We start from the raw sequence: 13691 nt of genomic DNA on the forward strand, positions 1-13691 counted from the left end.
AGGACCCGTGCTCCGACGACAGATACCTGGCACCCCGGTGGCGCTGACCGAACTGGGCTTCGGCGGCTCGGTCATCGGCAATCTCTACCGGGTCACCTCGGAGCAGGAGGCATCCCGAGCGATCTCCACCGCCTGGGAGTGCGGTATCCGGTACTTCGACACCGCACCGCACTACGGTCTCGGCCTCTCCGAGCTCCGCGTCGGCGCCGCACTCGCCGGATACCCGCGTGCCGAGTACGTCGTCTCCTCCAAGGTGGGCCGCCTGCTGGTGGCGAACGAGCATCGCAGCGGCCGCGACAGCGAGGGCTTCGCCGTGCCGGACGACCTGCGCCGGCAGTGGGACTTCAGCCGGGACGGGGTCCTGCGCTCGATCGAGGCGACCCTGCTGCGTACCGGCCTCGACCGGCTCGACGTGGTGTACCTGCACGATCCGGACGAACACTGGCGACAGGCCGCCGACGAGGCCATGCCGGCCCTGGCCGACCTTCGCGATCAGGGGGTCGTCGGCGCCATCGGGGCCGGCATGAACCAGTCCGCGATGCTGGCCCGGTTCCTGCGGGAGACAGCCGCCGACGTCGTGATGCTCGCCGGTCGCTACACGCTGCTGGACCAGTCCGCGCTGCACGATGTGCTGCCGGCCGCCGTGCAGCACGGCAAGGGCGTCGTCGCTGCCGGGGTCTTCAACTCCGGTCTGCTGTCCACGCCGCGACCGGAGGCCGGTTCGAAGTACGACTACCAGGACGCGCCACCGCAGCTGGTGGCACGGGCGCGGGCCATCGCGGAGGTCTGTGAACGGCACGGCACCACGCTGCCGGCCGCGGCGATCTCATTCCCGCTCGCGCATCCGGCGGTCGTCAACGTCACCCTCGGCATGCGCAACCAGGAACAGGTCCGGGGCAACATCGCGTGGCACAGTTCGCGTGTCCCGCAGGCCCTGTGGGACGAGCTGCGCGCACGGGGTCTGATCAGCTCCGACGTGCCGGTGCCGGACGCGAGGGAGAAGTCACGTGTCACTGACCGATAAGGCCATCGCTCAGATCCGCGATCTCATCCAGTCCGGTGACCTGCCGCCGGGCTCGAAACTTCCCCCGGAGCAGGAGCTGGCAGCTCAACTGGGCCTGTCGCGCAGTCTCGCCAGGGAGGCTGTCAAGGCGCTGTCGGTGGCGCGGATCCTCGAGGTGCGACGCGGGGACGGCACCTACGTGACCAGCCTGCAGCCGGGCCTGCTGCTGGAGAGCTTCAGCGGTGCGGTGGAACTGCTCCAGGCACATCCCGGCGCGCTTCTGGAACTGCTCGAGGTGCGACGCCTGCTGGAGCCCGTGGCCGCGGCGCTGGCCGCGGTCCGGATCAGCGACGACCAGTTGGCCGAGCTGCACGGGCACCTCGACGCGATGCGCGACTCCCGGGACGACGTCGAGCTGCTCAACCGGCACGACGCGGCTTTCCATCACACGATCGTCGCGGCGACCGGCAACACCACGCTGACCGCCGTGCTCGACGCGATCTCCGGCCGTACCCTGCAGGCTCGGATCTGGCGGGGGATGCACGACAGCCAGTCCGCCGTGCGCACGCTCACCGAGCACGAGGCGATTCTCGGCGCCCTGTCACAGCGTGACGCGCCGTTGAGCCAGGCCGCCGCGCTGCTGCATGTCAGCAACACCGAGAAATGGCTGCGCGAGCACTTACGGACCGAGCAGCCCGCAGCCGGCTGAGGCGAGCGGCCCGCCGGATCCGTGGACGGCGGGCCGCCGGCGATCAGTCCTGCGCCTTGCCGGAGGTGATCCGGGACAGGATCAGCGCGATGAGGATGATGGCGCCGTTCAGCGCGCCGATCCACTGGGCCGGCACATTCGCCAGCGTCAGCACGTTCTGGATCAGGTAGAGCAGAAGGATGCCGGTGAACGCCCCGAACATCGTGCCCTTGCCACCGTTGAGGCTGACGCCGCCGATCACCGCGGCGGCGAACACCGTGAAGATGTAGCCGTTACCCTGCCCCGATGCCACCGACGCCAGCCGGCCGGACAGGAGCAGGCCACCTAGCGCGGCGAGGACACCGGCCACGACCAGGGCGATGGTCAGCACCCGTTCGACGCGCACGCCCGCCGCCCGGGCGGCGTCCGGATTGCCGCCGATGGCATACAGCGCGCGGCCGAAACGGGTGTAGCCCAGGACGACGATTCCGACGGCGAAGAGCACCAGACACAACCACACCGATACGGGCACCCCGAGCCATACGGTCGTACCGAGATACATCATCGACTCCGGGAGCCCGAAGAAGGTCTGCCCACCCGAGATGCCGGTGAGCAGGCCACGCAGCACGATCAGCATGCCGAGCGTCACGATGAAGCCGTTGAGTCCGAAGCGCACGATCAGCGCCGCGTTGGCGATCCCGGCCAGGGCCCCGACGGCCAGCACGATCGGCACCGCCCAGGCGCCGGAGAGCAGACCGAGCCCGTGACCGGCGCCCGCGGCGACGGTCAGCCACGCGGCGAGGCCGGGCGCCAGACCGAACGTCGACTCCAGCGACAGGTCCATCTTCCCCGCCACCAGCACGACGGTCTGCGCCAGCACCAGCAGCGCCACCTCGGACATCGTCTGCAAGATGTTGACCAGGTTGTCCCGGTTGAGGAAGACCGGGTTGACCAGCTGGCCGATGATCGCGATCACCACGATCGCCGGGACCAGGACGAGGTCGCGGAGCCGGGCGAACCGGATGCCGGACAGGCCACCCCGTGCTCCTCGCCGGTGCGGGGTGTCCTGCGGCGCGGGCGGGGCTGTTGCGGTCTCAGACATGCCGGCTCAGTCCTTCCATCGCGGCCACCAGATCGTGGTCGTGCCAGCCTCGTGGCAGTTCGGCGACGATGCGTCCCTGGAAGAGCACCAGTACGCGGTCACAGGGGCGCAGGTCGTCGAGCTCGTCGGAGGCGATGAGCACCGCGGTGCCGGCCCCGGCCGCCTCGTCGACCTTGTTCAACAGGAACTCCTTGGAGCGCACGTCCACTCCGGCCGTCGGATCGATCAGCACCAGGAGGCGGGGATCGCCGGCCAGAGCCCGAGCCATGACGACCTTCTGCTGGTTGCCCCCGGACAGCGCCCGCACCGGGACGTCCGGCCCGGACGTCTTGATCGCCAAGCTGTCGATCATCCGGCCGGCCTCGGCGTCGGTGCGGCGCCGGCTGATCAGACCGGCCCGGGTGAGCCGTCCGCCGATGGTCATGGTGGCGTTCGCCGCGATCGACATGTCCGGCACGAATCCCTGGCGGTGCCGATCCCGCGGGACGAAACCGATGCCCGCGGCCAGACCGGCGCCCACATCGCCGGGGCGCAGCACACCGCCGTCGACCGTGATGGTTCCCGAGGTGGCCCGGCGCAGACCGACGATCGTCTCGGCGGCCTCGATCCGCCCGCTGCCACCGGCGCCGGCCAGGCCGACCACCTCCCCCGGGCGTACGTCGAAACTGAGGTGGGCGAAGGTTCGCGCGGTGAGGTCTGCGACCCGCAGCAGCGGCACGGCGCCCGCGCCGGCGAGCGGGCGCTGGCGGGCGGTGATCAGCCCACCGGCCTCACCGGTCATGGCGGCGACCAGGTCGGCACGGGGCAACTCGGCGACGGGCTCCGTCAGCACCCAGCGGGCGTCCCGGAAGACGGTCACGGTGGTGCAGAGGTCGTAGACCTCCTGCAGGTGATGGCTGATGAACAAGAAGGTGACCCGCTGCGCCTGCAACTCACGGATCTTGCCGAACAGCCGGTCGATGGCGCCGGCGTCCAGCTGCGCCGTCGGCTCGTCGAGAATGATGAACCGGGCACCGAACGACAGGGCCCGGGCGATCTCCACGAACTGACGTTGCTCGACGGACAGGTCCCCGGCCGGCGCCCGGGGATCGACGTCGACGCCGTAGGCCTCCAGCAGGTCCCGCGCCCGGCGACGGACCACCGGCCAGTCCAGCAGACCGAGCCGGCCACGGTTCTGCCGGTTGAGGAACAGGTTCTCCGCGACCGACAACGACCCGATGATCGTCGATTTCTGGTAGACGCAGGCAACCTCGCGGCGCCACGCGTCCCGATCGGTGCTCCTGGGAGCCGGGCGACCGGCGAACCGCACCTGCCCGGCATCGGGTTGCTGGAGCCCGGTCAGGATCGACACCAGGGTCGACTTGCCGGCCCCGTTACGGCCGACGAGCGCGTGGGTCTCCCCCTCCGTGACGACCAGGCCGGCATCGTCGAGTGCCACGGTGGAGCCGTACCTCTTGCTGATGTGTGCAGCGTGCACCACGGCCGGGCGGTCAGGGACCCGTGCGGCGCGACTGAGCGGACCCGGCGTCGTGCCGGACTCCTCGTGGTCGTTCATGTCGGCGTGCACCCGCCTAACGGTCGGCTCAGCTGGGGCTGTTTCCCCACAGCGACTTGTCATCGGACTTGATGCTGGGAACGCCGTCGAACGTGGCTCCGTCCGCGGTCACCAGCGGCGCCTGCAACTGGTCCTCGAGGACTCCCGGGCGCACCTGGACGATCGTGCTGCTGTGGTCGGTCGGGCCGGGCTGGTAGGTCTTGCCCGCGATCGCGTCCTTCAGATACGACAACGCGTACTTGGCGTACAGATCGGCAGGCTGCGAGACGGTCGCGTCGATCTCGCCGGCGGCGATGCTCTTGAGCTCTTGCGGAATGCCGTCGTTGCTGACCACGAAGACGTGCCGGGGGTCGGTGGGCGGGACCAGCAGGTTGCGCTGCTTGAGCAACTGCAGGGTGCCGGCCAGGGCGAAGCTGGACTGCATGTAGACGCCCTTGATGTCGGGATGTTCGGTGAGCCGGGTCTGCAGTTTCTGCGATGCGACGGCGCCGTCCCAGTTGGTCGCCTCCCCGAACACCGTGATGCCGGGATAGTTGCTCTTCATGCACTGGTCGAACGCCTCGGTCCGGTCACGGCCGTTGATCGAGTCCAAGCCGCCCTCCAGCATGACCACCTTGCCGGCGCCCTTGAGTTTGGCGCCCAGGAGTTTGCACGCCTTCTCGCCGTAGGCGCGGTTGTCGGCTCGCACCACCATGAACACGTTGCCCGTGTCCGGCCGGGTGTCGATCGTCACGACCGGGATCTTCTTGGATTCCAGTTGCTGCAGCGTCGGTGCGATCGCGGCGGTGTCCTGCGGTGCCATAGAGACACCCTTGACGCCCTGGCTGATGAAGGTCTGCACGTTGGCGGCCAGCTTGGCGACGTCGTTCTGCGAGTTCGTGGTCTTGATCTCCACCCCGAGCTCGGCGGCGAACTGAGGGGTGTACTTGATGAAGGAGTTCCAGAAGTCGGTGTCCGAGCGGGGATAGTCGACGCCGACCACCAGCTTGCCGTCACCGGCGGATCCGTTTCCGCCACCGCTGTCGCCACATGCCGCGGTCAGTGAGGTGGTCAGCAACAAGGCGGCCCCGATCGGGCCGAGCCGAAGTCTCATGAGGTGCTCCGATCCGAGTAGCAAGGGGCGTACCGAGGGCAGAGTGGAGCAGATCCGGGACCGGCACACCGGGGTCGACCTCACCGGACATGGGATGTCTTTGTAGACCCGCGAGCTGACTCATGTCCAGAGACTCGGCCGAAATTGCCGTGTAATGCCGAGTTGATCGCAAGAGCCTTCACGGCGTACCCCGCTGCAAGGCGCTTTCGGGCCCGTATACATAGGATGTCTCGGTAAGCTCGGCTCGCCTCGCGACGTGGACAGCGGGGTCAGGTCGCGGGCGCGGCGGTGCTGGCACGGACCACCAGGCGGGTGGGGGTGTCCGGCTGGGACTGCGGCGATCGCCCGTCGATGACGTCCATCATCACCCGGGCGGTGTGCACACCGTAGGCCTGGATGTCGCGGGCGAGGGCGGTGAGCGCCGGCCGGACCAGGAAACACAACTGGGAGTCGTCGCCGGCGACGACCGACAGCTCGTCCGGCACGGCGACGTTCATCTCCTGGGCCACGTTGAGCGCCGCGGCGGCCATCACGTCGTTGTCGTACATGATCGCGGTCGGCCGGTCGCGCCGGGACAGCAGCGTGCGGGTGGCCCGTACGCCGGCCTCCCGGGTGAAATCGGTCTCGATGACCTGCGGTTCGGGCAGGCCGTGGGTGCGGGCGGCGGCCCGGAACGCGCCGATGCGCACCTGGGTGTGCTCCAGGGCGGGAAGCCCGGCGACCCGGGCGATCCGCCGGTGCCCGAGCGCCACGAGATAGTCGACCGCCGAGGTCACCGCGGCGGTGTCGTCGGTCCAGACCGAGGGCAGCCGGCTGTCGGCGCGGGGACCACCGACCAGGACGGCCGGGATCCCGAGTTCCTCGACGACCGGCAGGCGGCTGTCGGTGCGCCACAGGTCGGTGAGGACCATGCCGTCGACGCGGCGTTCCGCCCAGCACCGCCGCATCGCGTCGATCGCGGCGCGATGGTCGTCGACGAACTGCAACAGCAGGCCGATGCTGCGCCGGGACAACTCGCCCTCGAGCCCGGCGATGAACCGCATGAAGAACGGCTCGGCGCCGAGCGTGTCCGCCGGCCAGGCGATCACCAGGCCGACGCTGTGCGCCCGGGACCCGGAGAGTGATCGCGCGGCGACGCTGGGCCGCCAGCCGATCTGGTCGGCGATCGCGAGGATGTGCCGGCGGGTGGCGTCGGAGACGCCGGGGCGGCCGTTGAGCGCGTAGGAGACGGCACTGATCGAGACGCCGGCACGCGCCGCGATCTCCGCGATGGTCGGGCGTTTCACGGTTGCCCTTCCCCCTTAAGCGTTTAAGCACGGGCCCTGCCGATCAGGCTGCCACATATCATCGAACCATGTCGAACTCTTGACTTAAATGTTTCAGTTCGCCACCCTCCAACCAGGCGCCGACATCGATACGCCCCGATCGGCCACCCATCCCCGACGCAAGGAGAACCGATGAGACCTCGCTATGCCGCGCTCGCCGCGGCCGCGGCCGGGCTGCTGGCCGCGACCGGCCTGACCGGCATCATCACGCCGGCCGCCGCGGCCGCTGCCGGATGCTCGGTGACCTACACGGTGGCCGGCCAGTGGCAGGGCGGCTTCCAGGGCGCCGTCTCCTTCACCAACCTTGGCGACCCGCTCATCGCCTGGAAACTCGAGTTCGACCTGCCCGACGCCGGCCAGAAGATCAGCCAGGGCTGGAACGCCGACTGGGCGCAGTCGGGCCGGCACGTCACCGCGACCAGCACCAGCTGGAACGGGGCCGTGCCCACCAGCGGGACCGTGTCGTCGCTCGGCTTCCTCGGCACCTTCACCGGCGCCAACCCGAAGCCGGGCGCGTTCAGCATCAACGGCGTGCCGTGCACCGGCGGGGTCGCCACTCCGTCGGCCGGCCCGTCCACTTCCCCGTCGACGTCGCCGTCCACCTCCCCCTCGACCCCGCCGAGCAGCTCGCCGCCGGTCACCGGCCCGGCTCCGGCCCTGCACGTGTCCGGCAACAAGCTCGTGACCGCGGCCGGCAAGACGTACCGGCTGCTCGGCGTCAACCGCTCCAGCGGCGAGTTCGCCTGCGTACAGGGCAAGGGCATGTGGGACGGCGACCCGGCCGCGCAGGCCAACATCGACGCCATGAAGTCGTGGAACATCCACGCCGTACGGATCCCGCTCAACGAGGACTGCTGGCTCGGACTGTCCGGGTCACCCAGCGGGGCCGCGTACCAGCAGCAGGTGAAGGTCTTCGTCGACGCGCTGGTCGCCAACGGCATCACGCCGATCCTCGACCTGCACCGGACCCACGGGCAGTACACCGGCAACATCTCCGCCTGCTCCGACGTCAACGCCACCTGCCAGAAGCCGATGCCGAGCGCCGAGCACACCCCGCGGTTCTGGACCGGCGTGGCCACCACCTTCAAGGGCAACGACGCCGTCGTCTTCGACCTGTTCAACGAGCCGTACCCGGACGCCGCCAACAACTGGTCGGACATGGCCGCGGCCTGGCGCTGCCTGCGCGACGGCGGCACCTGCACCGGCATCACCTACGAGGTGGCCGGCATGCAGGACCTGCTCGACGCGGTCCGCGCCACCGGCGCCACGAACGTCGTCATGAGCGCCGGGCTGACCTGGACCAACGACCTGTCGCAGTGGCTGGCGTACAAGCCGGTGGACCCGACCGGCAACCTGATGGCGTCGTGGCACTCGTACAACTTCAACGCGTGCGTCACCACCGCCTGCTGGGACAGCCAGATCGGGGCGGTGGCCGCCCAGGTGCCGGTGCAGGCCGGCGAGATCGGCCAGGACACCTGCGGCCACGACTACATCGACCAGGTCATGGCCTGGGCGGACGCCCACGGTGTCGGATACACCGCGTGGACCTGGAATCCGTGGGGCGGCTGCGGCACCTCCGGCAACGTGCTGATCGAGGACTGGTCCGGCACGCCGACCAAGACGTTCGGCGAGGGATACCGGGCCCACCTGCTCACTGTCAACCCGTAGGACAGGGGCGGCCCGTTCCGCACGGAACGGGCCGCCGCCTGCCGCGAAGGGTCGTCTCCGGCGGGCCCGCCGCTGAAGGCCATATTCGACCTCACGCCCACTCATGACAGGCGTCGAGCCGGATGCCGTATCGGCCACGGTCGCGATGCGACAACAGATGGCGGCGCTTGCGCTTGCGCAGTCGCCTTGGTCGCCCCGCGGTCAGCCGGCCGCGGCGCCTGCCCGCGCCGTGCACCTGAATGGATGACAGCATCGCCGATCATCCATCCGGTGGTGGACGATCAGATCCGATTGTGTGCACCCGCGCGTGGTGGTAGTTCCCGATCAAGCGTCCCTACGATCAGGCGGCATCGGATCTGTCCGACTCCTTTGTGGCGGCTGAGGAGGAATGTGGTGCGGGACGAATCATCTGATCAAGGACCACGGATAGTCGCGGGCTGGGGTCCCGAGGTTCAGCGCGAGCACGAGGTCACCATCGAGATCCCGCGTTCGCGGGCGGCACCGGACACCGAGGTGGCCGAGGGCGAGGTCGTCGAGCCGACGCGGGTACGACCGCTGCCGGGCGGCGAGCCACCGGGCGACGAGCCGTGGCCCCGGCGCTTCGTGCTCTACGCCTCCGGTGTGGACCGGCGGATCCTGGCCCGGGCCGCCGTCGACGAGTCGGAATTCGTCGTTCAGGGAAGCCTGGTCGTACTGACGTCGATCGTCGCGGTCGTCGCGGCGCTGTCGGCGGCGGGAGTGCTGGTCGAGGGCCGGTTCGCGGTGACGCCGGTGACGGTGTTGATCGGGCTCGCCTGGGGTGTGCTGATCTTCTTCTTCGACCGGGCACTGGTGTCCGGGACACTGAACCCGTTCCACTTCAGCCGGGCCGACATCGGCGGCTTCAGCGATCCGCATCGCTTCACGAACTGGGCGCACGAGACGGCCGGCCGGGGTGCCGGCACGCGGATGGCCGAGGTGATCAAGGTTCTCTCGGTGGCGTCACTGCGCATCGCTCTCGCGCTCGCGACCAGTTTCATCATGGCCGACATGATCCTGCTGCTGATCTTCCAGGCAGAGGTGGGCGATCGGACGGAATACCTGCAGGAAAGGCTCCACCAGAAGCGGGTCGAGACGATCCAGCAGGATTACGTTCAGCGGGCGAAGGACCGGTCGGCCCGGCGGGAGCAGTTGACCGGCGCCGGCGATCCACAACTCGATCGGCTGGGCCGCGACCTGGATCAGTTGGAGAAGCGCCTGACCGATGCCCGCGCCGACCTGGTGAAACTCCAGGACGCCGCGGCCAAGGAGGAGGACGGTGTCGCACGCCGGTACCAGCTCTCCGACGGCACCGTCATCAGTACGACGGGCGGCGGCGGTAGCGGCCCGGCGACCAGGACCTTCGCCGATCAGGCCGCCACCCAGGAATCGCTGGTCTCGGACCTGACCGGGAAGGTCTCCGACGGAAGAGATGCACTCGGTGATCGGCGCGGGGCGATCCTCCGCGAGAACAAGCTCGCTCTGGAGGAACTCACCCGTCAGGACAACGCGGCTCCGGGTGGGCAACAGTCGGAGATCGACAAGGTGCCCGGCGTGAACGCGGCCGAGGCCGGGCTGCTGCTGCGCCGGGCCGCACTTACCGACCTCGAGCATGACACCGATCCCCAGACGCCGGAGCAGGACGCGATCCCGCCGTGCCGCGGTTTCTTCCGCTGGCTGTGCTCGCTGCGTAACTGGGTGGCGCCGCCGACACCGATGGGTCCCGAGGTGGTCGCGTTCCGGATCGTCTTCTTGGTGATCGAGATCTTCCCGATCACCTACAAGGTTTTCATGTCGCTGCGCCGGCGCCGACCGTACGACATGGTCAAGGCGTCGATGGAGGTGGAGGTCTACGCCACGGCGTTCGACCGGGCCGATCGCAGCCTGCACCAGGGAGCAGCGCAGGTGGTCACCCGGGTCAACGAACGCCGGGACTGGCGCGTCCGGGAACTGACCGATCATCCCGACACCGGCCGGCTGCTCGACATCGACGAGCAGCGCGAACGCGTTCTCACCGGCACCGCACAACCCGGCCTCGCCGATCTGAATTCGGCCGGCTCCGACGAGGAGACGGCCGGACGGGACCCGCGGCATTCCGCCGAAGGAGGAGGCCGGCACCGGCCCGGCAACGCGAATCTGCGGCGGCCGACCTTCAAGGTGGTGATGGTCGGCGGGCAAAGGGCCGGGAAGACGGCGCTGCTGGCGATGATGTACGAGGAACTGTCCCGTGACCGCGGCAACGCGCGAGGCTACCTGCTGCGCTGCCAGGACCCGGAGCAACAGGAGGAACTCGTGGCCAACGCGCGCCGGGTTGCCGAGGCCGGCGCGGTGTGGCCGCCGAAGACCGCGCTGGACGAGATCGAGGAGTACACGTTCACCTGCCGGATCAGCAACGAGCCGGTGCTGGACGTGCATTACTGGGACTACGCCGGTGACCTGTACGAGCAACCGTCTCGCGAGTCCCGTTCGCTGCGGCGCAAGCTGCATCGTGTCGTCAAGCAGGCGGACGCGTTGCTGCTGGCTGTCGACGGCGAGATCGTGCTGAAGGCCATGCTGGGCCGGGAAGCGTTCGGGGTCGACCCGGGGGACGCGGCGACCGTGCTGAAGCGGATGACCGAGAACCTCTTCTACGTGGGGAGCGACGACAGGGACCAGGTCGCTCACCTGCTCATCACCAAGTGGGACCTCTTCGAGTCACGCGGGATCCCGCTGACGGCCGTGCGCGACTTCCTGCTCGCCGAAATGGACATCCGCGAGCTGATCGCGCACCGGACGGTTCCGGTCCGGCTGATCCCGGTAGCCTCCACCGGCCACGAGGTCACCCCGGAGACACACACCGACGGCGTGATCACCATGGTCAAGCAGCGGGATCGGCCCCGTTCGCCGATCAATCTGAGTGTCCTGCTCACCGCCTTGCTTCCGGACCGGATCGAGGCGATCGTGAACGACATGAGCGACCGTACGTTCGCGCGCCGGATCAAACAGGCCAAGCGTGATCGCCGCAAGTTCTGGGGCGTGGCGTCACTCAGCTGGGTGCTCGGCTTCGCCGGCCGGTTCACGAAGATCGACATGGGCTTCTTCGCGTTCGAGAAGGAGGCCGCGAATCCGGAGAACGGTTGGGCGCTGGCCGCCTTCCAGCGCAAGGCACAGAGCTTGAAGGGTTCGGCAGGCCTGGTCAAGGAGCTGCAGGACATGCGCAAGAGAGCCGGCGACTCGGTACTCGCGCGGATCAACGTGGTGCACCTGCTCCGGAGGGACCTCGCCGCATTCGAGCGCCGCTACCCCGGCTCGACCCTGCCCTCCGGTGAACGACCTTGACCTCGGACCCCATGCCCCGCTCCGGCTGGCCGTTCCTGATCACCCCCGGGGTCTCCGCGCCGACCCGCACGGCGGTCGTCCCGGCGCCCGTCGCCCGCGCACCGGAGCTGCTGATCGACTGGACCCGGCAGGTCGCGCCGATCGACGGCGGCAACCGTGTCGCGCACCAGGTGCGTCTGCCCGGCCGCCGAACCGGTTGGGCGGCCCATCACAACATCGTCCCGGTCAGCGACGGCGTGGTCCGTGTCCTCGACCGTGAGCACCGGCGGACGATCCGGCTCAGCGGCCACACCGGACGCATCACCACCTGCGCTTTCTCCGCGGACGAGCAATGGCTGGTGACCGCCGGCTGGGACCGTTCGCTGCGGATCTGGTCGGTCGCCGACGGCAAGCTGCTGGCCACCCGCGGCGGTCACGAGGCCTGGGTCAGCGGCGTGGCCGTCAACCCCGCGAACAACACCATTCTGAGTACGTCGTGGGACGGCGGTGTCCGGGCCTTCCCGATCAGCCCGGACGACCGGCCGGCGGCGACCTGGACCATGTCGGCGCCACTGGTCACCGGATGTGCCGTCACCCCCGACGGGAGCCACCTGGTCAGTGCCGGGGCGGATCACCTGATCCGGGTCGTCGACCTCGGCCGCCCGGGCAGCGCCGCACGGCTCCTCGACGGTCACCACGACGAGATCACCACCTGCGTGATCTCGCCCGACGGGCAGCTGGTCGTCTCCGGCAGCCGCGACCGTACCCTGATGGTCCGGGTCTTGAGTACGGGCGAGCAACTGGCCCGGCTGCGCGGGCACCGGGATTGGGTGAGCTCAGCGGCGTTCACCGCGGACGGCCGCCGACTGGTGTCGGCGGGCTGGGACGGTCAGGTGCTGCGCTGGGACCTGGACCGCAAGGCCCTCGACAAGGTGCTGGTCGCGCACTCCGCGATCCTCACCGGCAGCGCCGTGGTGCCCCGGGACGACGCCGTCTGCACCACGGACGTGGACGGCACGCTGCGCTGGTGGGACGGGAACGACGGGCGGCCTCAGGGAGTGTACGAGATCGGCAAAGGCACCCCCGGGGGCTGCGTCGCCTCCCCCAGCGGCCGCTATGTCGCGATCCTGAGCCTCGACGACGGCCCCGACGACACGCACCCCGCCCGGGATCGGGCCGGGCGGCCGATCACCATGACCGAGGGCGTGCTCTACGTCGACCGCCCGGAACCGAAACCCTTGACTGATCTTGATCTCGCTCACCTGCACGCTGTCTCCCTGTCGGGTTTCGGGCGCTACAGCGCGACCGAGGGTTACGGCGGTGACGTCGCGGTCAGCGAGGAGCTCGAGATCCCGGGCTGGACCCGCCCGGCACCCAGGCCATGACACACGCCTCCTCCGCAGTCGCCACCATGCGCCTCGATCCGGCCTGATACTTCCCAGGCATCCCGACGTTGTCCAGGAGGGCACCCGTGAATCACACCCGACTCGGCCGTACCGGTCTCAAAGTCAGCCGGCTCGCCCTCGGCTGCATGAGTTACGGCAACCCGGTCACCGGCATGCACCGGTGGACGCTGGACGAGGACGCCGCGGCGCCGTTCTTCCAGCAGGCCGTCGAACTGGGCGTCACGTTCTGGGACACCGCGAACGTCTACCAGGGCGGCTCGTCCGAGGAGTTCGTCGGCCGGGCGATCAGGAGGTTCTCCCGGCGCGAGGACATCGTGCTCGCCACCAAGGTCAGCGGGAAGATGCACGAGGGCCCCGGCGGCAGCGGCCTCTCGCGCAAAGCGATCCTCGAGCAGGTGGACGGTTCGCTGCGGCGCCTGGGCACCGACTACATCGACGTCTATTACGTCCACCGCTTCGACCCCGAGACGCCGGTCGAGGAGACCATGGCAGCCCTCGATTCCCTCGTACGGGCCGGCAAGGTCCGCTACCGGAAT

Annotated in this window: 10 protein-coding genes; 6 read left to right on the forward strand and 4 right to left on the reverse strand. The window is 69.4% G+C overall.

Translation table 11 applies throughout. The features are described from left to right. Positions 1-7 precede the first annotated feature (7 nt). Together Acy02nite_RS28595 and Acy02nite_RS28600 are read left to right on the forward strand one after the other, a co-directional pair. On the forward strand, positions 8-1024 hold the full coding sequence (locus tag Acy02nite_RS28595; RefSeq protein WP_203746147.1) for an aldo/keto reductase: 1017 nt from the start codon (positions 8-10) through the stop codon (positions 1022-1024). Continuing rightward, a complete protein-coding gene (locus Acy02nite_RS28600) occupies positions 1008-1712 on the forward strand; it encodes a FadR/GntR family transcriptional regulator (protein WP_203746149.1) in 705 nt (234 codons plus the stop codon). The genes Acy02nite_RS28595 and Acy02nite_RS28600 overlap by 17 nt, the downstream gene beginning before the upstream one ends. Before the next feature lie 43 nt (positions 1713-1755). On the opposite strand, the gene Acy02nite_RS28605 is transcribed toward Acy02nite_RS28600, so the two are convergent. The 4 genes from Acy02nite_RS28605 to Acy02nite_RS28620 all read right to left on the reverse strand — a co-directional run bounded on the left by Acy02nite_RS28605 (position 1756) and on the right by Acy02nite_RS28620 (position 6727). Then, the gene (locus Acy02nite_RS28605) at positions 1756-2793 is read right to left on the reverse strand and encodes an ABC transporter permease (RefSeq protein WP_203746151.1); all 1038 of its coding nucleotides are present in this window, start codon (positions 2791-2793) and stop codon (positions 1756-1758) included. After that, a complete protein-coding gene (locus Acy02nite_RS28610) occupies positions 2786-4360 on the reverse strand; it encodes a sugar ABC transporter ATP-binding protein (protein ID WP_239175294.1) in 1575 nt (524 codons plus the stop codon). Before Acy02nite_RS28610 ends, Acy02nite_RS28605 begins: the two co-directional genes overlap by 8 nt. 16 nt (positions 4361-4376) lie before the next feature. After that, positions 4377-5441 carry a sugar ABC transporter substrate-binding protein gene (locus Acy02nite_RS28615; protein WP_203746153.1) on the reverse strand — a complete coding sequence of 355 codons (1065 nt, stop codon included), beginning with the start codon at positions 5439-5441 and terminating at the stop codon, positions 4377-4379. Positions 5442-5710: 269 nt separating this feature from the next. Then, the gene (locus Acy02nite_RS28620) at positions 5711-6727 is read right to left on the reverse strand and encodes a LacI family DNA-binding transcriptional regulator (protein WP_203746155.1); all 1017 of its coding nucleotides are present in this window, start codon (positions 6725-6727) and stop codon (positions 5711-5713) included. A gap of 171 nt (positions 6728-6898) precedes the next feature. Between Acy02nite_RS28620 and Acy02nite_RS28625 the strand changes: the two genes are divergently transcribed. The 4 genes from Acy02nite_RS28625 to Acy02nite_RS28640 all read left to right on the forward strand — a co-directional run. Further along, the gene (locus Acy02nite_RS28625) at positions 6899-8434 is read left to right on the forward strand and encodes a cellulase family glycosylhydrolase (RefSeq protein ID WP_203746157.1); all 1536 of its coding nucleotides are present in this window, start codon (positions 6899-6901) and stop codon (positions 8432-8434) included. A gap of 393 nt (positions 8435-8827) precedes the next feature. Then, entirely contained in the window at positions 8828-11770 is a 2943-nt protein-coding gene (locus tag Acy02nite_RS28630) for a DUF4407 domain-containing protein (RefSeq protein WP_203746159.1), read from the forward strand. Next, a complete protein-coding gene (locus Acy02nite_RS28635) occupies positions 11767-13134 on the forward strand; it encodes a WD40 repeat domain-containing protein (RefSeq protein WP_203746161.1) in 1368 nt (455 codons plus the stop codon). The genes Acy02nite_RS28630 and Acy02nite_RS28635 overlap by 4 nt, the downstream gene beginning before the upstream one ends. 86 nt (positions 13135-13220) lie before the next feature. Then, on the forward strand, positions 13221-13691 hold a 471-nt coding region (locus tag Acy02nite_RS28640; RefSeq protein ID WP_203746170.1), incomplete at its 3' end, for an aldo/keto reductase.

It is taken from the genome of Actinoplanes cyaneus, assembly GCF_016862095.1.
Lineage (GTDB): Bacteria > Actinomycetota > Actinomycetes > Mycobacteriales > Micromonosporaceae > Actinoplanes > Actinoplanes cyaneus.

Bases quoted from the DNA above. Each gene is read 5' to 3' on its own strand.
- Acy02nite_RS28625 (WP_203746157.1), top strand. From the start codon at position 6,899: ATGAGACCTCGCTATGCCGCGCTCGCCGCGGCCGCGGCCGGGCTGCTG.
- Acy02nite_RS28615 (WP_203746153.1), bottom strand. From the start codon at position 5,441: ATGAGACTTCGGCTCGGCCCGATCGGGGCCGCCTTGTTGCTGACCACC.
- Acy02nite_RS28605 (WP_203746151.1), bottom strand. From the start codon at position 2,793: ATGTCTGAGACCGCAACAGCCCCGCCCGCGCCGCAGGACACCCCGCAC.